The organism is Solibacillus sp. FSL R5-0691 (assembly GCF_037974225.1).
In the GTDB taxonomy this organism is placed as follows: Bacteria; Bacillota; Bacilli; order Bacillales_A; family Planococcaceae; genus Solibacillus.
Genome location: NZ_CP150231.1, coordinates 1506790 through 1527884 on the forward strand (window position 1 = coordinate 1506790; position 21095 = coordinate 1527884).

Annotated in this window: 19 protein-coding genes and 1 riboswitch; of the genes, 15 read left to right on the forward strand and 4 right to left on the reverse strand. The window is 40.9% G+C overall.

Annotated features, from left to right (window positions below; all coding sequences use genetic code 11):
- Positions 1-36 precede the first annotated feature (36 nt).
- On the reverse strand, positions 37-798 hold the full coding sequence (gene pgeF / locus MKY51_RS07355) for a peptidoglycan editing factor PgeF (protein WP_339176210.1): 762 nt from the start codon (positions 796-798) through the stop codon (positions 37-39).
- A gap of 88 nt (positions 799-886) precedes the next feature.
- Between pgeF and MKY51_RS07360 the strand changes: the two genes are divergently transcribed.
- From MKY51_RS07360 to MKY51_RS07370, 3 genes are read left to right on the forward strand one after another with little or no spacing between them, the layout of a single operon-like run.
- The gene (locus tag MKY51_RS07360; protein WP_339176212.1) at positions 887-1315 is read left to right on the forward strand and encodes an ATPase; all 429 of its coding nucleotides are present in this window, start codon (positions 887-889) and stop codon (positions 1313-1315) included.
- Positions 1299-1970 (forward strand): reverse transcriptase-like protein, encoded by a 672-nt coding sequence (locus MKY51_RS07365; protein WP_339176213.1) that lies wholly within the window; start codon positions 1299-1301, stop codon positions 1968-1970. Before MKY51_RS07360 ends, MKY51_RS07365 begins: the two co-directional genes overlap by 17 nt.
- A gap of 14 nt (positions 1971-1984) precedes the next feature.
- A complete protein-coding gene (locus tag MKY51_RS07370; protein ID WP_339176214.1) occupies positions 1985-2287 on the forward strand; it encodes a DNA primase in 303 nt (100 codons plus the stop codon).
- Between the two features lie 49 nt (positions 2288-2336).
- On the opposite strand, the gene aspA is transcribed toward MKY51_RS07370, so the two are convergent.
- The gene (gene aspA, locus MKY51_RS07375; protein WP_339176216.1) at positions 2337-3755 is read right to left on the reverse strand and encodes an aspartate ammonia-lyase; all 1419 of its coding nucleotides are present in this window, start codon (positions 3753-3755) and stop codon (positions 2337-2339) included.
- A 213-nt stretch (positions 3756-3968) separates the two neighbouring features.
- On the opposite strand from aspA, the gene MKY51_RS07380 reads away from it, so the two are divergent.
- Together MKY51_RS07380 and MKY51_RS07385 are read left to right on the forward strand one after the other, a co-directional pair.
- Complete coding sequence (locus tag MKY51_RS07380) at positions 3969-4511, forward strand: dehydrogenase (RefSeq protein ID WP_339176217.1); 543 nt, start codon at positions 3969-3971, stop codon at positions 4509-4511.
- Between the two features lie 319 nt (positions 4512-4830).
- A riboswitch (glycine riboswitch) is annotated at positions 4831-4910 on the forward strand.
- A gap of 248 nt (positions 4911-5158) precedes the next feature.
- Entirely contained in the window at positions 5159-6496 is a 1338-nt protein-coding gene (locus MKY51_RS07385; protein WP_339176219.1) for an amino acid permease, read from the forward strand.
- 456 nt (positions 6497-6952) lie between these two features.
- Here the strand turns inward: MKY51_RS07385 and MKY51_RS07390 are convergent, their stop codons facing one another.
- Both MKY51_RS07390 and MKY51_RS07395 read right to left on the reverse strand, forming a co-directional pair.
- Positions 6953-8161: an MFS transporter gene (locus MKY51_RS07390; protein WP_339176221.1), complete on the reverse strand. Its 1209-nt coding sequence runs from the start codon at positions 8159-8161 to the stop codon at positions 6953-6955.
- A gap of 11 nt (positions 8162-8172) precedes the next feature.
- Positions 8173-9444 (reverse strand): sugar-phosphatase, encoded by a 1272-nt coding sequence (locus MKY51_RS07395; protein WP_339176223.1) that lies wholly within the window; start codon positions 9442-9444, stop codon positions 8173-8175.
- A 214-nt stretch (positions 9445-9658) separates the two neighbouring features.
- Between MKY51_RS07395 and MKY51_RS07400 the strand changes: the two genes are divergently transcribed.
- From MKY51_RS07400 to MKY51_RS07445, 10 genes are all read left to right on the forward strand, one after another.
- Positions 9659-10207 (forward strand): GNAT family protein, encoded by a 549-nt coding sequence (locus MKY51_RS07400; RefSeq protein WP_339176225.1) that lies wholly within the window; start codon positions 9659-9661, stop codon positions 10205-10207.
- Positions 10208-10406: 199 nt separating this feature from the next.
- Positions 10407-11312, forward strand: a complete 906-nt coding sequence (locus MKY51_RS07405; RefSeq protein ID WP_339176227.1) for an ABC transporter ATP-binding protein — start codon at positions 10407-10409, stop codon at positions 11310-11312.
- A complete protein-coding gene (locus tag MKY51_RS07410) occupies positions 11299-12237 on the forward strand; it encodes an ABC transporter permease (protein WP_339176230.1) in 939 nt (312 codons plus the stop codon). The genes MKY51_RS07405 and MKY51_RS07410 overlap by 14 nt, the downstream gene beginning before the upstream one ends.
- A gap of 258 nt (positions 12238-12495) precedes the next feature.
- Positions 12496-13227, forward strand: a complete 732-nt coding sequence (locus MKY51_RS07415; RefSeq protein ID WP_339176232.1) for a GntR family transcriptional regulator — start codon at positions 12496-12498, stop codon at positions 13225-13227.
- Positions 13224-14393 carry an iron-containing alcohol dehydrogenase gene (locus MKY51_RS07420; RefSeq protein WP_339176234.1) on the forward strand — a complete coding sequence of 390 codons (1170 nt, stop codon included), beginning with the start codon at positions 13224-13226 and terminating at the stop codon, positions 14391-14393. Before MKY51_RS07415 ends, MKY51_RS07420 begins: the two co-directional genes overlap by 4 nt.
- Positions 14366-16114 (forward strand): thiamine pyrophosphate-binding protein, encoded by a 1749-nt coding sequence (locus MKY51_RS07425; RefSeq protein WP_339176236.1) that lies wholly within the window; start codon positions 14366-14368, stop codon positions 16112-16114. The genes MKY51_RS07420 and MKY51_RS07425 overlap by 28 nt, the downstream gene beginning before the upstream one ends.
- Positions 16115-16117: 3 nt before the next feature.
- Positions 16118-17047 carry a bile acid:sodium symporter family protein gene (locus MKY51_RS07430; protein WP_339176238.1) on the forward strand — a complete coding sequence of 310 codons (930 nt, stop codon included), beginning with the start codon at positions 16118-16120 and terminating at the stop codon, positions 17045-17047.
- The gene (locus tag MKY51_RS07435) at positions 17044-17997 is read left to right on the forward strand and encodes an SDR family oxidoreductase (RefSeq protein WP_339176240.1); all 954 of its coding nucleotides are present in this window, start codon (positions 17044-17046) and stop codon (positions 17995-17997) included. The genes MKY51_RS07430 and MKY51_RS07435 overlap by 4 nt, the downstream gene beginning before the upstream one ends.
- 198 nt (positions 17998-18195) lie before the next feature.
- Positions 18196-19428: a DNA polymerase IV gene (locus MKY51_RS07440; protein WP_339176242.1), complete on the forward strand. Its 1233-nt coding sequence runs from the start codon at positions 18196-18198 to the stop codon at positions 19426-19428.
- A 157-nt stretch (positions 19429-19585) separates the two neighbouring features.
- On the forward strand, positions 19586-21070 hold the full coding sequence (locus tag MKY51_RS07445; RefSeq protein ID WP_339176244.1) for an MFS transporter: 1485 nt from the start codon (positions 19586-19588) through the stop codon (positions 21068-21070).
- Positions 21071-21095 lie beyond the last annotated feature (25 nt).

Below are 21095 nucleotides of genomic sequence, written 5' to 3' on the forward strand. Positions count from 1 at the left end.
AGGTGTTCCTTTTTCACATATTCTTCTTAAAAGAATCTATTCCTTGCGCATAATAAAGCTCAAATGTCTGCCTGTTGAGCGGTCCTGTCGGTGGGAAAATCCATCATCGTCCATAAATGTGCACATCCGGTCAATCGTAATATTCTCTTCCGGCACACCTGCAAGCAAGCACTGCTTCTTCACAGTCAATTGGTTATCGATATGGAATTTATTCGTTTCATTATTCCAGTACATAAATTCGTCTGCATAACCGAGTGCTTTGAATTTTTCCTGCACATCGGCATCCACTTCGAATTTTTCCTGGCTGATTGCAGGCCCGATCATTACTTTCAAATCACTTAAATCACAATTTTCCTCTTGCTGTAAATGCTGCAGCAACTTCAATGTAATTTCTTTAATCGTCCCTTGCCACCCGGAGTGAATAGCCCCGATGACATTTGTTTTTTCATTATAAAATAAGACCGGTACACAATCTGCGGTAAAGCTTGAGACCACGACATTCGGTTCGTACGTATACAGTGCGTCGGTATCGGGAACAGCGGTTGCGTTATCGGTGGCTCCTTTGCCGATTTCGGATTTTTCCACACGGAAGAAGTTTGCGCTATGTGTTTGATTGGCGCATACAAACCCGGATAAATCAGTTTGCAGCAGTGAGGCAAGCTGTTGGCGGTTTTCGATAATATCCGCTTCGTTTTTACAGACATGTAGTGCCATATTATTGTCCTCGGCAAATGCTGAATCTTTCAATGTTATGCCCAGTACACGTTTTTCATTATTTTCATAAAATTTTATCTTCATTTTATCACCCCCTGTACTATACCCGTAAAAGCAAATTTTGTATAGGCAAATGGTGTTTGGTATAATGATGAAAAATAGGGGGAATGTGATGAAGAGTTGGCAAATCATTTTAACGGGTTTTTTACCTTATGTCATGGCGGTCATTGTCTTTATCGCATTTTCATTGCCTTATGTAAATCAAATGATTACATTTGGAACGGCCGCGTCCATCATTATTTATGTTTTGCCGATTTATTTTTTTGTCGTAATTCCCTGGTATTATGTGCTGTACATCATGCGTAAAAATTACAGCAAACGGGCACTTTACTTAACAAGCTTTATTTTTTGTTTTCTGCAGCCAATCGTATTCGGATACTTTATGAAAGCACCTATTGGCAGCGAGAAACTTTTATTTTTTGTATCACCACCGTTGATAGTAGGCATAATGGTTAGTACATTGTGTATTAACTGGTTTTATAAGGAAGATTTGCAGCAGACGACAAATGGAAGGGGAGAGCCGATTGGAACTGACGATTGAATGGCAGTACGTGACAAAGTCAAAACAGGAAATTACATGGCGAAGTGAGGCAATTCCGGCAGCCCATGCCTATACACTCGTCCTGGATATGGAAAATACAGGACGCACAAAAAGTATCGTAATGACTGATGAACATGACAGTACATGGACATTGAAAGAGCTGAAAAAATATTTGAAATCTCTTGAAACAGAACCTAGCGAAGTCGAAGTGTACTTTGATGGCGGATTTAATAGAGAAGAAAAGCTGGCCGGTTTAGGAATTGTCGTCTATTATAAACAGAATGGAAAAAACTATCGTTTGCGGACGAACCAGCTGGCGGAGTATTTGACATCAAACAATGAAGCGGAATATGCGGCATTAAATCTTGCAGTTGAACAGCTTGAAGAAATGGGTGTCCATCATCAAGTAATTAAGATTTACGGCGATTCGCAAGTCGTCATTAATGAAATGAACGGCGAATGGGCAGTAACCGATAGCGTTCTCTCCACATGGGCGGATAAAATCGATGCGAAGCTGCAAAAGCTTGGGCTCCGGCCGGAGTATCAATATATTGACCGCAAACTGAACGGTGAAGCGGATCAGCTTGCGAATCAGGCACTACAGGAAGTCGAAATATACGCGGATATTGATATACGAAAAAGTAAGAAAAGATAAAAAGGGGGATCTTTATGATTCATTCTGTTGGCACAGGGAGTTCAAGTTTAAATAATCAGACACGTCCCCGAAATTTACAGCAACAAACTACAGCCTTCCCGAAATTCGGTGAAGAACAAAGTGTCGAACGAGAGCAGGAAAAGCTGCGAACAGACGAGGCCGAAAGAGGACCAGTAATGGTTGGCGTCAAACCGAAAGCACAGTTGAAATCCATTTTTGATGAGCCAAATGGTGTCGTGAAGCTGAATGCGGACGGCGACAAATTGGAAGTTAGTAAGCGTGCGATCTCACTCGCAAAAGAAGTGCTCTATACGTAAAGAAAAAAGCTCCGCCGGAAATATTTCGGCGGAGCTTTCGTTTTGGCGTTTATTGTTGTTTTTCAAATGCACGTTCACCAGCAATACCTGGTTGCGTTAATTCGAATGGATTTAAAATAATATCGAGCTGCTCAAGTGTGAAATAGTTGTACATTAAGCAAAGTTCGCGTACAGATTTACCGCTATGCAGTGCTTCACGTGCAATTTGGCTTGAACGTTCATAGCCAAGGTGCGGCGCAAGTGCTGTAATAACACCGATTGAACGCTCTACAAAATCATGCAGACGCGCTTCATTTGCTTCAATATGATCCAGGCAGTATTTTGTAAATACCGTGAAGCCGTTTGTCATAATTTCGATTGACTGAAGCAGATTAAATACGAGAACTGGTTCCATAACATTCAGCTCAAATTGTCCTGCTTCTGAAGCAAGTGAAATCGTTACATCGTTACCAATTACTTGGAAAGCGATTTGGTTGATGACTTCCGGCATAACCGGATTTACTTTACCTGGCATAATCGAAGAACCTGGTTGACGTTCCGGTAAGCGAATTTCTGCGAAACCGGCTTTTGGACCTGATGCCATTAAGCGTAAGTCATTACAGATTTTCGACATATTCATCATGGCGATTTTTAACATGGATGATACTTCAGCGTACGTATCGGTGTTTTGTGTACCATCGATTAAATTGTCTACTTTAATGAACGGGAATCCACTGTAAGTCGCGATGTTTTCTACAGCCAATTTCATATATTCAGGGTCCGCATTCAGGCCTGTCCCGATTGCAGTTGCACCGATATTGATTTGCAGCATTGTTTGCTTTGCTTTTTTGATTCGGGCGATATCACGGGAAACAACGGCAGCATAGGCACCGAATTCCTGGCCTAAACGTACTGGTACAGCATCCTGTAAATGCGTACGACCCATTTTAACGATTGAATCGAATTCTACAGATTTTCTAATGAAGCTATCGCGCATCATTTCCATTGCCATAATTAAATTATTTAATGTAGAAACTGTTGCAATGTGGATAGCTGATGGGAATGCATCGTTTGTTGATTGCGCCATATTGACATGGCTGTTAGGACTAATGATTGAATAAGTACCTTTTTCTTCCCCTAAAATTTCAAGTGCCCGGTTAGCGATTACTTCATTGGTGTTCATGTTCATGGAAGTGCCTGCTCCGCCCTGAATTGGATCTACAACGAACTGGTCATGTAATAGTCCTGAAATGATATCATCTGATGCTTGTGCAATTGCATTAGCAATTACTGGATCCAATTTGCCGATAGCAGCATTTGCAAGTGCTGAACTTTTCTTTACGATGGCAAATGCACGAATTAATTCAGGGTGCATTGTCATTTTAGTAATCGGGAAATTTTCTAATGCACGAGTTGTTTGAACGCCGTAATAAACGTCCTTTGGAATTTCTAATGTGCCTAAAAAGTCTTTTTCAATACGTGTACTCATTTGTACAAACCCTCCAAGAGAATGGTGTAATAGTTGGATAAACAACTACATTATACGCCATATTATAATAAAAGCTTACTTGCTGAATTATTAGTTTATTTAACGTTCTCACGTAAGTTTAAATTAACCAATATTAACAAATATAATGAGGGAAATTTCGAAACTTTTTTACTTTTTATACGACTAATTAGGAAAGGGATGAGGTGAATGTCAATGAAGAGATGGTTAAGTTATATGCTGGTCATTGGAATGATCTTAGTTCTAGCGGCATGTAATACAAAAGAAAATGAAAATGAAACATCATCCGATCCAACCGAACCTGTACAGAAAGAAAATGATGAAAATAAAGTAGATTATGAATTACTGTTTCATTTAGATACGATACCTCCTGAGGTAGGTACGAGTATTTCAATTGTCCAGGATGAAAAGCTGTATACGACTTGGGCCGATATTTTTGGCTTTGAATCCGTTCCACCTGTCGATTTTGAATCAGAGGAAGTACTGTTTGTCACAGGGTATTCGGATGGTTGTGGAAGAGAAATTGAAAAAATCGAAAAAGATGGGGATACTTTAGTCATTACGTTAAACTATCCGGAAGATCTTCGCAGTGAGGAAGACATCGCCTGCACAGAAATAGCTTTGGACAATACGTATGTTGTCAAAATGAAAAAAACCGACACAACAAAGGGTAAGCTGATCGATATCAATCGAACAATCTATGAAGAGGATAAAACGGTTCAGGAAAAATTGAAGTAAACAAATACAGTAATACGAGGGCTACCAATTCCTCTATATAATATTACACTGAAAATATTGAATTTTCGGTGTAATATTTTTTTCGTCATGATTTTTCTGCAAGAAGAAAACATTATGTTGGGAATAAGGTTAAATTGCTATTTACAACATAACCGGCTATGTTTATCCATTGTAAGGTCGGCAAAAAATTGGTAGTATGAATTATCGTACAATAATAGTATTGAACGCGAACTATAGGGAATTGGAAGATGCCAAGGACCTATAGGCAACTAATTGCATACATATCAAGCGTTGATCGTCGTGGATAAAACTACTGGCGGGAGCAGTTTCTGGAGAGAGCGCGAAAAACCGCGTCGCCGAAGGGTTCACAATCTCAGGCAAAAGGACAGAAGAGTAATGAGAGATACTTTTCTTTAATAGTGAATGTAATTTCATTGTTTATAGAAAGGTACTCGATAGATGTCACAGATTTTTAAAATCTGGACGCGATTTTACAGAGGCAAAATCGATTATTCTTAGACACAGGGACTGGCATAATATCAGTCCCTGTTTTTATTCCAGAAAAATTACTTGATGGACCGCGATGATGTACTTATTATTTTGCGCTGTGTAAACAGACAAAATACTTATCCTATGGAGGAATCGTTTTGGAACAACAAGAATTAAAGCGCGATCTGAAAAATCGCCACGTTCAGTTAATCGCGATTGGAGGAACAATCGGAACGGGGTTGTTTTTAGGGTCAGGTAAAGCGATCTCACTTGCAGGACCTTCTATTATCTTTGCATACTTAATCGTTGGAACCGCACTATTTTTCGTCATGCGTGCACTTGGCGAATTGCTTTTATCAAAAGGTGGCTATGCATCATTTACCGAGTTCGCCACTGAATACTTAGGGGATTGGGCAGGTTATATTACCGGCTGGACTTACTGGTTCTGCTGGATTATGACGGCAATGGCAGACATTATCGCTGTCGGCATGTACACGCAGTACTGGTTCGATATCCCGCAATGGGTACCGGCTATTGCATGTTTAGTAGTGTTACTTATTTTGAACTTATTGACGGTCAAACTGTTCGGAGAGCTGGAATTTTGGTTTGCGTTGATTAAAATTATCACAATTGTGGCGTTGATCGCGATAGGTATTGTGTTATTGATCATTGGCTTTGAAACAGATACAGGCAAAGTGGCTGTATCGAATTTATGGGAGCATGGCGGATTATTCCCGAATGGTGCATTTGGATTTTTAATGGCATTCCAAATGGTAGTCTTTGCATTCGTCGGGGTTGAGTTAGTAGGGGTAGCGGCTGCTGAAACGGCAAATCCGCAGAAGAACATCCCATCTGCCATCAATAAAATTCCCGTTCGAATACTGCTGTTTTATGTAGGGGCATTATTCGTCATTTTAACAATCAATCCTTGGGATACATTAAGCGCAGCAAGCTCGCCGTTCGTTCAGGTTTTCGCATTGGTAGGGATCCCGATTGCTGCAGGGTTAATTAACTTTGTTGTACTGACATCAGCTGCTTCTGCAGGTAATAGCGGGATGTTCTCAACAAGTCGTATGCTGTTCAGTTTAAGTAATAATAAACAAGCACCGAAAGCTTACGGTAAATTAAACAAAAATGCGGTGCCGCAAAATGGTCTGTTATTTTCTGCCGTCGTCGTTTCAATCGGTGCACTGCTAAGCTATTTGATGCCGGACGATGCATTCAGTATCGTGACAACAATTAGTGCGATTTGTTTTATTTGGGTTTGGAGCATTATTCTGATTTCGCATATTATTTACAAAAAGCGTCATCCGGATTTACATAAAACTTCACTTTTCAAAGCACCTTTAACACCATTTATCAACTATTTGATATTAGCATTTTTCTTGTTTTTACTAATCATTATGGCCATTTCCGAGTCTACGAGAACTGCACTGCTGTTAACACCGCTCTGGTTTATAGCGCTGTTTGTTCTTTATAAGATTCGTAAGAAATAAAGAGTCGAAAAAAGCATTTTTCTTTTAGAAAGATGCTTTTTTTCATTGTAAAATTGATTTCCATTCCGGGGGGCGGATTTTATTAGAACAATAGAGTGGTTTATTAGAAGAAATTTAAGTGATATTAGAAGAGCCGGGCTGGATATTAGAAAATCCGTAAATTTGAGGTCTTGGACAGTCTTTAGAGCGGGTAAAATGGCCGAGAAGAAGCCGTGTCTGGATTTTATTAGAACATTTGTGCGGTTTATTAGATAATCGAGACAGGATATTAGAAGAAGTACATACTTTATTTGAACATCCTGGACACATATTAGAACAAACCGCATTTATATTAGAAGATCGGCAATATATTAGAACAAATAAAATTATATTAGAACTTCTGTGGATATATTAGAAAATCCGGCCCCTCTCCCCGCTGCACAAAAGTTCAACCCGACACAATAGTTCCATAAGTAATCAAGTAAGCTCCTCCTTTGTAAACAATGGTTTGTTGTTCAACAGATGGAAATAGACGATACATGCAATGACAACGCCAATCAAAGCGAAGATGCTTGTTGTCAGTTGAATCGTGTAGATTTCCGCCAGAAACCCGATGATCAAGGTTAAAGAGATTTGCATCACACTTTCGATCAGTCCAAGTGAACTGCCGAACCGTCCCATTATTTCAGTCGGGATTGTCTGCTGGTAAAATGTCGCGTAGCCTGCATTGCTGAACGCCATGAACAGTCCGAGTAGAATAAATGCAGCGACCGCAATCATCAGATTCGACGAAAAGTAAAATATAAAGTAGGAAAGTAATGTACATGTAAACCCGACGCCGATGTACGAGACGAGCGACAGTTTTTTCACGAATCGGGCAGCCAAATAGCCACCGACAATGGCACCGATTCCTGTTATTCCTACAATGATGCCGTATACAGAATCCGTCACTTTATGAAAGTCTTTTAAAAACGACATTTCCTGTGAATCGAGTGAAAAACAAATCATCAGTGCTGTTGAATACAAAACGAAAAATTTAAGCAGCGATTTCTGTTGCGAGATAAATTCCCACACAGTCCTAAAATCATTTCGGATAACAGTAAGTGTAAGTACAGTTGACTGCGTGGATGACTTGATTTCCTGATTTGGCAGTAGATACATCATAAATGCGCTAAACAATAGCATAAACCCATTCACCCACATCGCCGTCGCAGTACTGCTCATGGCGATTATGGCACCACTTAGCGCAGGCCCGATCATAAAGCTCCCTGAACCGAGCATGCTGTTGATCGCATTAAAACGCAGGCGATCATTTGGCAAAACAAGTTTTGTAATCATAAATGTACTGCTTGGATTGGCAAAACAGACGGCGATATTGGCCAAAAAGATCAAACAGTAAATAAGCCAAATTTCCGAAAGCAGCGGCATCAAAAAGACAATCCCGGCGCGGAAAACATCACAAACAATCAAGATCATCCTTTTATTCGTTCTGTCCACGATTGAGCCGGCAAAAAAGCTGCACAAAATGCGGGCAATCGGGCCAATAATATAGATGCCCGCGACAGCAGCAGGTGACTCGGTCAAATGCCAGACTAATAGATTGAGTGCGATCAAGTAAATCCAGCTGCCCAGTTTGGAAGCGCCAAACCCGAACCACAAATAAAAATACTCTTTTTTTAACTCCAAATCCTAACCCCCTAGCTGCTCATTCGCTGCCGTATTTTTTCACTTGCATCAAGTGCCTGCTTAAAGCAGTGGCTTGCCTGTTTATAGGCATGTAGCTGCTCGTAAAACCCTGCCCATAATGGAGCATAGAACAGAGTTAATGAATAATACTGCTGTTCGCTGAAATGTGGAAAAGCTTCCTCCTCCAGCAATTTCAATCCGCGGATCGTAATCTCGTTTTCAACAGCATATGCTAGCAGTCTGCGCTGATAAATATGATGAGGTACGGTAAATTGCTGTTCTTCATAGCGTTTTAACAAGATATGCAACTGGTCGAAATCCTTTTGCGCAAAGCTTGTGCGCATCCAGTTAATGGCTGAATGCAAATCTTCATCATAGTCATTTGCCGATTTATAATGTTTGGCGGCTTCCATAAAGTTTTCCTGGCATTCGTAACAATACGCAATATTGTTATGCAGTGAGCTCCATTGCATCGGTGTTTGAATGGAAGGGACATTCGCAAGCAGATTGAGCCCTGCTTCAAACTCCTTTAGCGCTTCCTGGAATCGATGTGCATCATTGAAAATTACACCCTTCATGGAGTAAAGCTTCAGCTGAAACAACGGTTTATACTGGTGGGTGAAAAACTGCTGTGCCATTTCAATATGTTCGAGCGCTTTTTGCAACTTGTAGCTTCGGTGATTCGCAAAAGCGATATGATAATGGTAGTTAGCCAGTTCAAAAGGATGAGCATTGGATAGAAATTGTGACAGTTGATCGTTCTCTTCTTTAATTGACAACTGCTCAAATTCCTGAAAAGAAAGATGCCCGAAAGCGGTAATCGCTACAAATAGCTGGGTGATCCGGTCTTTCTTCCAGCTGATGAACGGTTCCATTTCAAGAAGGATTGTTCTCGCCTGATCATCTTCTTTTATCGAATATAGGAAGCGAGCATACACAAGCTTTGCCATCAGCTGCTGTTCAAGTGGCTGTTCATCATTTTGCATAGCGGTTAATTGTTCGATTTCATCTGCAGTAAGCTCTATATTCGACAATAATTTTTCGTATAACTGCTCCAAAAAAGTTGTTTGGCCTTGGAGCTGTTGTTCTAGCTTATTCAAATCGATGCCCAGATTTTTAAATAGCTGCTCATACATCGAATGCTCTGCGACGACGATTCCGTTTTCAATCCGACTTAAATATGAAGGCGTACAGATGCCGAAAGCTACGTCATCTTGTTTTTGCTTCTTTTTTTGCCGATAATATTTTAATAACTTTCCCCAAGCTTGTTCATTAGTTTCCATAAAAACACCTCACCGTTAGTTTACCAAAATAGTAAGCAGGAATATTGCGAATTTTCTTTAGAAAGTGCACAATTAACGGTACGAAAATGGTAAACTTACACAAATCTTTAATGGTTTACATATTTTAATTGCATATTCGGAAATAGCTCTATATGATAAGAAAATAAAAAAGGGTTTATTGTTTTAAATGGGAGCTTAGATTGGAGAGATAGTAATGTTCTTTTATGAAGTAGATAATGAAATACAATTAAAATTAATTACACAAAATGATGCAGAAGAAATCTTTGCTTTCATTGACCGTTCACGTGATTATTTACGTGAGTGGCTTGGTTGGGTAGATAATACGAAGACTGTTGAAGATACACGTGATTTTGCCGCGATGAATTTAAATAAATTCGCAAAGCGTGAAGGTTTGGATACAGCGATTTTTTATAAAGGGCAATTTGTCGGGAAAGTATCGATTAATACGATTAACTGGTCTCTGAAAAAATGCGAGATCGGCTATTTTTTAGATGAAGAATATCAAGGGGAAGGCATTATGACACGTGCTGTAAAAGGCATCATTGATATCGCCTTCAACGAATATAAGCTTGGAAAAGTCGAAATCCATGCTGCTGTTAACAATACGAAAAGCCGTCATATTGCGGAGCGTCTTGGTTTTATGCATGAAGGAACAATCCGTCAGGCGGAATGGCTGTACAATCATTATGTCGATCATGCGGTCTATGGTCTGTTGAAAGATGAATGGGTTGGAGAATATTAATAACGGGTTTCACCTCATCAGAAATACTTGATGAGGTTTTTTTTTCGCCATAATTATATTTTCATGAAACTTTTTCCATACTCACCCAGTATAGTAATTAGAATCTATTACATGTGAAGTCATTCGAGTCACTACATATAGCATCAAGGTACGCCAATCAATGCTTGTAATAGAAGAAAAAGAAAGCAGGTGTGGACAATTGTCACAGCCAATTGTGGAAATTAAAAATTTGAACAAAACAATCAAGGGCAAACACATTATTAAAGACTTGAACCTGGACTTTTATCCGGGTCAGATCACCGGATTTTTGGGACCAAATGGAGCAGGCAAAACTACTACAATCCGCATGATGACGGGGTTAATGTACCCTTCAAAAGGAGAAGTAATCATCGATGGAAAAGAGCTCTCGACAAATTATGAAGAAGCAATCAGTAACATTGGTGTAATCGTTGAAAACCCGGAAATGTATAAATATATGTCCGGGTATAAAAATTTGCAGCACTTTGCCCGAATGCATAAAGGTGTAACAAAACAGCGTATTGATGAAGTGGTAGCGCAAGTCGGTCTGCAAAATCGTATTCATGAGAAAGTGAAAACGTATTCGTTAGGGATGCGTCAGCGTCTTGGACTTGCCCAGGCGATGCTGCACCGTCCAAAGTTCTTAATTTTGGATGAGCCGACAAATGGTCTGGATCCTGCCGGTATTCGTGAGTTCCGTATGTATTTACGTAAAATTGCCGTAGAGGATAATGTCGCAATCGTTGTATCGAGTCACCTTTTATCTGAAATTGAATTAATGGTAGACCGGATCGCGATCATTCAAAATGGTGAGCTCATTGATATTCGTGAACTGCAACATGTCGAGGCATCGCAATATTATATTGAAGTTGGTCAGCCGGATCAGTTGCTGGCGATGTTTGAAGAACCGTTAACAAAAGAAAATGGCGGCTATGTCGTCAATCTGACAAAAGAAGAAGTGCCTGCACTTATTCGTAAACTAGTTGAATCGGGCATTGATCTGTATACGATCCAGCCGATTCAAAAACGTCTTGAAGATCAATTTATCGAGATGACAGGTGGAGGTGCAATCGATGCAATTCGTTAAAAATGAATGGATCAAAATGTGGTCGCAAAAAAATGCATGGATTATGAGCGGTCTTTTAATCGTGTTAATCGTATTAGTTGCAGGAATGAACAAATATTATGACGTGGATTCAAGCACAAAAGAAGCGCGTTTAGCAGCAAATGAAGAACTATTGGCACATCCGAAAGAAATGCTTGCTTCAGGAGAATTAATGCCGGAAGATGAGCAATATTTCAAGGAAGAAATGGCGATGATTGAATACCGTATTGCCAATGATTTGCCACCATCAAATGCAATGACATTTACGGAGCATATGGACTTATCGTTAACATTGACAATCATGGTAACAAGCATCTTTACTGTCGTTATTGCGGCAGGTATCGTTTCATCTGAGTTTGGTACTGGTACGATTAAAATGTTATTGACTCGCCCAGTAGCACGATGGAAGATTTTACTTTCAAAATTGGTTGCTTCGATTCTTTATGGTATTACATTATTTGCTGTTGGAATCATAGTGGCATTGATTGTCGGGATGGCATTTTTCGGAACGGACAGTGCTATTGCATTGTCGATCGTAGATGGGCAAGTTGTGCAGGAAACAGTGCAGAATACATTTGTCGAAACGACACTTTACTCACTTGGTTCAATTATCATGACGATTTTATTTGCATTCATGATCGGTACGATTTTTGGTTCAAGTACGTTAGCGGTAAGTTTATCGCTGTTCATCTTATTGATGGGTTCTACAGCGACAATGTTTATCGCCCAATATGATTTTGCGAAATACATTTGGTTTGCAAATGATTTATCGTATTATGCACCGGGAAGTATGCCGATGATTGAAGGCTTAACGTTTACGTTCTCGTTAATCGTTAACATCGTATATGCGATTGTCTTCCTGGCGATTACGTTCGGCTACTTTATGAAGCGTGACGTGACAGCGTAAAATTTTTTAAAATAATTCAATATAGCAAAAAAATATAATTGATGAAATTCCTCATTCCTTAATCTATAAAGATTTAGGTAATGGGGAATTTTTATTTTTATCATTTTTTGGAAATAATAGTGTGAAATATTATAGAAGAATCATATATTAGAAAATTCTGAAAACTTATTGTAATTAATGGAAACTATCCCTATAATCAACTTTACAAAGTGAACTGGTACGGACGTTATGATGTGCGGACCAATGGAGGTGGGTACGATGAACTTTGAAAATCATATTCCGTTACATATCCAGTTAAAGGATTTATTGAAAACTGAAATTGTTGAAGGGAAACATGTGGAGAAAATTCCGAGCGAACGTGAATTAATGGAGCGCTTTTCTGTCAGCCGGTCAACGGTGAGAGAGGCGGTAAAGCATTTGGTACATGACGGGGTACTGAAAAAAATTCATGGAAAAGGGACGTTTATTACAAAGAATAAGACGGTACATGACTGGCTGAATTCTTTGAACAGTTTTACAGATACGGTCAGGCAAATGGGAATGAAACCCGGTGCGAAACTCCTTTATGCGAAAAATATTGATAACTTTCCGGAAGCAAGTGCGATATTAGGGCAATCCATATTATTTGGGATTTCAAGAGTACGAACAGCTGATGACCAGCCAATCTCCATCGAACGGCATTTTTATCATACGCACTTAGGAAATCAAATAGCCGCACACGATCTGAATGAAGCGACAATCTATGACATTATCGAAAAAGAATTGAATATTACAATGGTCGAAGCTGAACAGACGATTCGCTGTAGCCCCATTAGTGAAGAAGATGCGGAATTGCTCGATTTGAAGCCGAATACGAATGTTTTAAATATTGAACGGGTCATTTTAGGTGTGCGAGGTGAAGTGATCGAGTATTACAGTAGTTTGTTTCACCCAGAGCTATATATGTTGAAACTGAAAACTAAAAGAACAGCAGGAGGTGTGACTTCTTGATTAATGAACTGTTTCTACCGAAGAAAATTGTTACGGGAATCGATTCATTTCAACGATTATCAGCAGAAATTGATCACCAAAAGATGAAGCGGCCATTCATTATTTACAGCAAAAGTGCAATAGGTGGTCAATTAAATAGTTTGAAGCATGAACTACCGGATACGCACTTTTATGAAATTTCTAAAGGAGAGCCCACAACAGTTGAGCTGCAACGGGCGTTAGGTGAGCTCGCAGTAAATAACTGTGATGGTGTTATAGCAATCGGTGGCGGGAGTGTCATTGACTTAGCGAAAGCAGTGGCTGTTTTTGCGGTGAATCCGAACTTGAGCCTAAACGATATTCCGAATTTGACTGAATTGCACCGCTTGCCGTTTATCGCCGTTCCTACTACGGCGGGGACGGGTTCTGAAGCGACAAAAGTAACAGTCATTACGGACGAAAAGCTTCAAAAAAAGCTTAATCCTGCACATCCGAGTTTTATTCCCGATGTCGTCATTTTAGATGCCATGCTTACGGTAGATGTGCCGCCATCCATTACTAGTTTTACTGCGCTTGATGCATTAACACATGCGATCGAAGCGTTTGTTTCAACGAAAGCGAATGCGATGAGTGACTTTTACGCGAAAGAAGCGATCTCCTGTATTTCAAAAAATATAGAGATGGTGTTTGAACAGCCGCACAATTTGGAGGCGAGACAGCAATTATTAATGGGGAGCTTTTATGCGGGGATTGCGTTTTCCAACTCTTCGACAAATTTGGCACATGCAACAGGTCGTGCACTCGGTGTGAAATTCCATATGCCGCATGGACAGTGTGTGGCCCTGATGCACCCGTTTGTCATCCAATATTCACTGGAAAGCGCGTATGAACGTTACGAGGAAATAGCAAAAATAATCGGCTTAAATGGAACTCAATTTTTAAGCGGGTATTTGGATGAGTTGAACAGAAAACAGCACATTTGGAAAAGCGCACAACAAATAGCTCCGTTGTTGACAGATGAAGCGATCGAACAACTCGCGGATCAGGCGCTATCCGGCAATGGCATTTTAACGAACAGGAAAGTTCCAAGTAGTGAAGAGATTGAAGTGATTTTTAAACAATTAAGAAAGCGTTTACAAATTGAAGGGGGAATTGTGGAATGGCAACAATGTCAGGTGGAGAAGTAGTAGCAAAAATGTTGGCAAAAGAAGGTGTGGATAACATCTTCGGGATTATTGACGGAACGTATTTCGGATTTTATTCGAATTTGCAAAAGAATGGGATTGAGCTCATATCACCACGCCACGAAACAAGTGCGGCCCATATGGCAGGCGCTTATGCGCGGGTGACAAACCGCCTGGGTGTATGTATGGCAAGTAATGGACCAGGTGTTGCCAACATTCTGCCGGGACTCGTTGTAGAAGAAGCGGAAGGGAATCGCGTGTTGTGCATTACAAGTGCGAGACGAACAGGTATCATGTATCCGGATCGTGGCGGCACGTATCAGTGTTTCGACCAGACATCAACAATTAAACAGTTTGCCAAATGGAGTGAAGCAGTACCATCTTTTGACCGGATTCCTGAAATGCTGCGGATGGCCCTGCGCAAATGCTATGAAGGGCGTCCGGGTGTCGTTCATTTGGATATCCCGGAAAACATTATGAATACGAAAGTCAGCTGCGAATTGAATTTTTGGGAACCTTCCCAATACCGCATGCTGGAGCTGCCGAAAGCATCGAACTATCAAATCGAACGTACAGCCGAATTACTGAAGTCAGCTACATTCCCGATCATCCATGCCGGCAGTGGTGTCATCCATGCAGGTGCAAAAAAAGAACTGACTGAAGTGGCGGAAAAACTGCAGGCAATGGTTACGACGAGCTGGGCAGGGCGTGGTGCGATGAGCGAGGATAATCCGCTTATGCTGCCAATGGTGCATATCGAAACAAATAATAATGTCCGAAACGATGCGGATGTTGTTTTAGTATTGGGGTCCCGTCTCGGTGAAACGGACTGGTGGGGGAAAGCACCTTACTGGAATGCACATCAAACGGTCATTCAAGTAGATTTGGAGCCTTCCATTCTTGGGGCAAATAAACCTGCCGAGCTATTGGTTCAGGCCGACATTAAAGCATTTCTCCAAGAGCTGTTAGTTGTTTTAAACCGAGATACGGAAAGCGTAATGGATACAAATCGAAAACAGATGATTGAAAAACATATTGCATCGAAAAGGGCGCACCGCAAAAAATTGAATGAGCATACAGCGGATAAAAATTCACCATTAAATCCGGCACAAATTCCGCATATGGCCAATCAAATTTTTCCTAAAAATACACCACTAGTCATAGACGGCGGCAATACAGCCATATGGTCGAATTTCTATTATGAAGTGAATGATGAGATGCCGCTTTTATCGACATTTAAATTCGGCATGCTCGGTGCAGGTGTCGGTCAGGCACTCGGTGCAGCTGTTGCCAAGCCGGAACAGCCGGTATTATGCATTATCGGTGATGGGGCAATGGGCTTCCACCCTCAGGAAATCGAAACAGCTGTGCGCAACAATCTGCATGTCGTCTATATTGTGCTTTGTGATAAACAATGGGGCATGGTGAAAATGAATCAGCATTTTGCGCTAAGACCGATTAAAACGATGTTGAAAAAAACATTGGATCCACATGAAAGCATTAATGCCGATTTAGGTGAGATTCGTTTTGACTTAGTTGCAAAAGCGATGGGGGCACACGGTGAATATGTAGAAACGTTTGACCAGCTGGAGCAGGCACTCTTAACTTCTATTTCAGTCGGAAAGTGTACAGTCATTCATACAGAGGTTGACCCGGTCAAGCATATGTGGGCGCCAGGGTTACGTTTTTTCAAAGACATGCATGCCGAACCGAAAGGAAAATAATGTATGGGAATCGATACTATTCAAATAAACTTTAATGAGACAGCCTTGTTAATTATGAACATCGTCATTGGATTTATCATGTTTGGCGTAGCGCTCGATCTGCAAGTTTCCGATTTTAAGAGATCGTTAAAGACACCTAAACCGGCATTAATCGGATTTGCTTGTCAATTTCTCCTGTTGCCGGCGATTACATTTGTTCTTGTCAGCATCATTCAGCCGATTCCGAGTATTGCGTTAGGATTATTTTTAGTCGCAGCTTGTCCGGGAGGGAATTTATCGAATTTTTTAACGCATTATGCTAAGGGCAATACACCCTTGTCGATCAGCATGTCAGCCATTTCCACGGTTTTGGCGATTGTTATGACACCGCTCAATACAATGTTTTGGGCATCTTTATACGGTCCGACAAAAGAAATTATGACATCGTTCAGTATTAGTGTTGTCGATATGTTCACGACAATTTTCTTCATGCTCGGTCTGCCGTTAATTATCGGGATGTATATTCGAAAAAAATTCCCGAAGTTTGCAGCCCGTTTCAACCAGATCATGATGAAACTTTCGATTGTCATTTTCGTGCTCTTTGTTGTCATTATGGTAGCGAATAATTTCGATGCATTTATTAATAATGTTGGGGCGGTTGTTTGGGTCGTGATCCTGCAAAATTTACTGGCGATTTGCATCGGCTATTTCTCTTCCCGTGCACTAAAAGTGAACGAGCGTGACAGAAGAGCGATCGCCATCGAGGTCGGTATTCAAAATTCGGGTCTTGGCCTTGTGCTCATCTTTACCTTCTTTGGAGGTTTAGGCGGTATGGCGCTTGTTGCGGCAATGTGGGGAATCTGGCATATTATTTCCGGATTAGCAATCGCAACATTCTGGTCAAGGCGCGCTCCCGAAGCAATTGTCACAGTTCAACAGGAGGTCCAGGCATGAACGTTTTAATTACTGGGGCGGGTGGTTATTTAGGTCAACAGCTCGTCCGTCATTTACTGGAGTCTACAAATCATTCCATTATAGCAGCGGATATTCGAGATACGTCTCCTTTTGAAGCGCATCCTAATCTGCACTATATCGTGTTGGATGTCCGCTCAGATGAAGCGAAGGAATATTTTGAACAATATGATGTGAATGTCGTTGTCCATTTAGCATCGATTGTTACCCCGGGTAAGAAAAGCAACCGGGAATTCGAATATTCTGTAGATGTATTAGGAACGAAAAATATTCTGGAAGCATGTGTCCAGACAAATGTTAAGCGGATTGTCGTTTCATCCAGTGGTGCGGCTTATGGCTACTATGATACCAACGCGGAATGGATAGAAGAAACAGACCCAATCCGGGGCAATGAAGCATTTGCCTACTCTTATCATAAGCGGTTAGTGGAAGAGATGCTCGAGCAGTACCGCTCGCAATACCCGCAGCTTGAGCAGACAATTTTTAGGATCGGAACGATTTTAGGGAAGAATGTACGCAATCAAATTACGAATTTGTTCGAACAGAACATGGTACTTGGTGTCGCCAAATCAAAAAGTCCATTTGTTTTTATATGGGACCAGGACGTCATTTCCTGTTTTGCGAAAGCCATTGACAGTGAGGTGACAGGTATTTTCAATCTGGCGGGGGATGGTGCTGTCACAATTGATGAGCTTGGCATATTGCTGAATAAAAAAGTTGTGAAAATACCGGCACCGGTTATAAAAGGGAGTCTGTTTATATTAAAAAGGCTGAAGTTAAGTCAGTACGGAGAAGAACAGGTTGATTTCCTGCGTTATCGTCCGGTTCTGAACAATAAAAGACTGAAGGAAGTATTTCAGTATATTCCGCAAAAATCTTCACTTGAGGTATTTGAATATTACTGGCAGCATCGAATGAAAGAGTTGAAATAGCTTCGATGCGATTGAATATTGTGTTGATCCGGAAGGTCAGATTTGTATCTGAAATTCCGGTTTTTTTATGTTCTGCTTTCTGTGGCATTGTAAACAAAGATTTTCCTCTGATTTATTGAGTTCAGCGTTTACCCCGTATCAATAATAATGTAGTAAAATAGTATTCATAACAATCTGCTCAGTTTAGGAGGTGGGGAAATGGCAGCGAGAATTATTTTCCATTTAGATATGAATAGTTTTTATGCATCGGTCGAACAGGCCCACGATCCGAGTTTAAAAGGAAAGCCGATTGCTGTAGCAGGAAATGCTAAGGAACGACGCGGTATTATCGTAACAAGCTCTTATGAGGCTCGTGCGAAAGGGATTTATACGACGATGAATGTCGGGGAAGCAAAGCGTAAATGTCCTGAACTGCTGTTACTGCCTCCTGATTTCCCAAAATACCGGGCAGCCAGTGCGGCAATCTTCTCCATACTCCGAAGCTATACGGATCTAGTTGAACCTGTATCAATTGATGAAGGCTATTTGGATGTGACAGAACGCTCGAAATCACAGCATCCGCTCCAGTTAGCCGAGGAAATTCAGCAGCGTATTTTACATGAGCTTGACTTGCCGTGTTCGATCGGTATTGCCCCTAACAAATTTCTCGCCAAAACGGCTTCGGATATGAAAAAACCGCTCGGAATTACGATCTTGAGAATTCGCGAACTGCCGGAGCTTTTATGGCCGCAGGAAGTCGTGACAATGCACGGGGTAGGGGAGAAAACAGCGAAGAAGTTAAATACGATGAATATTTTTACAATCGGTGATTTGGCGCAAGCGGATGAACGGCTGTTAATCCGGAATTTAGGGAAAAACGGAGCTCGACTTATCAAGCGTGCAAATGGTATTGACTCGCGGCCTGTTGACCCGAATGCTATTTTTGATACAAAAAGTGTCGGGAACTCGACGACACTTCCAAGAGATGAGACCGAATACTATATTTTAAAAGAAACGTTCGAAAAGCTGAGTAAAAGTGTATCAGAACGGCTGAAAGTAAAATATTTGGCTGGGACCACCGTGACGATTCAAATCCGAAATTTCGACTGGCAAAATGTATCGCGCAGTAAAACGTTGCGAAACGCAATCAATCAGGCAGATGAAATATTTGAAATCGCGTGGAAGCTGTTTACCGAACACTGGGATGAAACGCCAGTCCGACTAATCGGCATTACTGTTTCCAATGTTGTCGATCAGTCCGAATTGACCCAGCAGCTCAGTCTGTTTAATTTTGAGCAGCATATAAAAGACGAGCCGATTTTGGAACTGGTCGATACGATTGAGAAGAAGTTCGGTAAAGGCGCCATTAAACGCGGTGTCCGGGTGAAATCAAAAAGCTACGCCTCGAAAACAAGCTTCAGCAAGGACTTCCTGGAAGATCATACGAAATGAATGCAAGCTGCGTTAAAGTGGGAACTTCAACACAGCTTGCAATGTTTAACTTCTCCGAAACTTGTATATAGTATTATGAGAATAATTTTCAATTAGTTAGGTAACTACGAAAGACCCATGCTATAATAGGGTTGATATTATGCATCAGGAGGACAATATGAGTTTACATCCGATCCGGTTTTTACGAATAATGGGCTTACTCGATGGGATTTCGCTCATTACGTTATTACTTATTTCCATGCCGCTTAAGTATTTCGCAGATTTACCGCAATTTGTGACGGTAAACGGCAGCGTACACGGCGGTATTTTTATGGTTTATTTTCTCGCAATTGTTATTGTACAATTGCGTATCCAATGGCATATCGGCTGGTCATTGTTAAGCGTGCTGGTCGCATTTATTCCATTTGGCAATTTTCTGCTCGACTATCGACTGAAAAAAATGCAACCAACCTTACATACAAAGCCATTTCCGAAACAATGGCTCGTTTATGCCATCATTTTCTTTTCATTTTTTGATTTGTTCGTCCAACTGCCGATTATGAGTACATATTCCTTATCGGTCGGCGCGACAACATTTATCGCAGGGATAGTCGTTGGTCTTTATTCATTTATGAATACATTCGGCAATATCTTTTCAGGTATTTTTACCGATAAAATTGGCGCCTTTCGCATTTTGCTATTCGGCTTGTTAACGTCTGCGATTTCGCTATTATGCTACCAGCTTGTCGATAATGCGACGGCTCTTTTAATCGTCCGCTGTATTCACGGGTTTAGTAGCGGGTTTATTACTCCAGCGGCCTTTACATTGCTTGCGAATATGCGAGCAGCAAACGAACAGGGGAGCGGCAGTGCGGTGACAGGTTCATTTGTCGGCATTGCAGCGATTGTTGGTCCGGCTTCAAGCGGTATTCTAGCTAGTAAAATTTCAGTCCCAAATGTGCTTTCAATTGTTGCATTATATGGGATCGTCCTATTGGTCGGTCTGGTGCTGTTTTTACGTAAATCACCGTTACCAAAACGGGAAAAGCAACAGGCAAAAGAAAAGTTGAACTGGAACAGCGGTATTTTAAAAGCATTTGGCGGCGCATTTTTCCTCATGTTTTCACAAGGTGTTCTCGCCTATTTATTGCCGATTTATGTACAGGATCTAGGGTATGACTCCAGAGTATCTGGTACATTACTAAGTGTATTCGGAATTGTTGCTGTTCTGATATTTATCTTACCGACGAACAAAATTTTCGATTATTTGAATCCGCAAGTGACATTGTTTGCGGGAGTGCTATTACTTGGACTTGCTCAAATCGGAATCGGTCTGACATCTGAAATGACTTTGCTTTATGCAATACTGGCACTTTACGGAATCGGGTTTGCATTTTTATTCCCTTCTATTAATGCGATATTAATTGAAGCAACGACTGAACAGACGCGCGGCAAAGCGTACGGCTATTTTTATGCGTTTTTCTCGATTGGCGTAGTCGCAGGGTCTTCACTTTTAGGTGCACTAGATTTAGTAGGAACATCCGGCTTTGTATTTACAGGAACATTATTATTTAGTTTCTGTATGGTGGTGCTCTATTCATTTATGAAATCAGGCGCGGCATTTGTAAAGGTTCAGCATAAGGAAAAAATGCATCATTCATAAATAGAATGTTTTCCGTTTTGAAAGA

Coding starts and splice junctions, on each gene's coding strand:
- pgeF (WP_339176210.1), bottom strand. CDS start 798: ATGAAGATAAAATTTTATGAAAATAATGAAAAACGTGTACTGGGCATA.
- MKY51_RS07360 (WP_339176212.1), top strand. CDS start 887: ATGAAGAGTTGGCAAATCATTTTAACGGGTTTTTTACCTTATGTCATG.
- MKY51_RS07370 (WP_339176214.1), top strand. CDS start 1,985: ATGATTCATTCTGTTGGCACAGGGAGTTCAAGTTTAAATAATCAGACA.
- aspA (WP_339176216.1), bottom strand. CDS start 3,755: ATGAGTACACGTATTGAAAAAGACTTTTTAGGCACATTAGAAATTCCA.
- MKY51_RS07380 (WP_339176217.1), top strand. CDS start 3,969: ATGAAGAGATGGTTAAGTTATATGCTGGTCATTGGAATGATCTTAGTT.
- MKY51_RS07395 (WP_339176223.1), bottom strand. CDS start 9,444: ATGGAAACTAATGAACAAGCTTGGGGAAAGTTATTAAAATATTATCGG.
- MKY51_RS07400 (WP_339176225.1), top strand. CDS start 9,659: ATGTTCTTTTATGAAGTAGATAATGAAATACAATTAAAATTAATTACA.
- MKY51_RS07410 (WP_339176230.1), top strand. CDS start 11,299: ATGCAATTCGTTAAAAATGAATGGATCAAAATGTGGTCGCAAAAAAAT.
- MKY51_RS07415 (WP_339176232.1), top strand. CDS start 12,496: ATGAACTTTGAAAATCATATTCCGTTACATATCCAGTTAAAGGATTTA.
- MKY51_RS07425 (WP_339176236.1), top strand. CDS start 14,366: ATGGCAACAATGTCAGGTGGAGAAGTAGTAGCAAAAATGTTGGCAAAA.
- MKY51_RS07430 (WP_339176238.1), top strand. CDS start 16,118: ATGGGAATCGATACTATTCAAATAAACTTTAATGAGACAGCCTTGTTA.
- MKY51_RS07435 (WP_339176240.1), top strand. CDS start 17,044: ATGAACGTTTTAATTACTGGGGCGGGTGGTTATTTAGGTCAACAGCTC.
- MKY51_RS07440 (WP_339176242.1), top strand. CDS start 18,196: ATGGCAGCGAGAATTATTTTCCATTTAGATATGAATAGTTTTTATGCA.
- MKY51_RS07445 (WP_339176244.1), top strand. CDS start 19,586: ATGAGTTTACATCCGATCCGGTTTTTACGAATAATGGGCTTACTCGAT.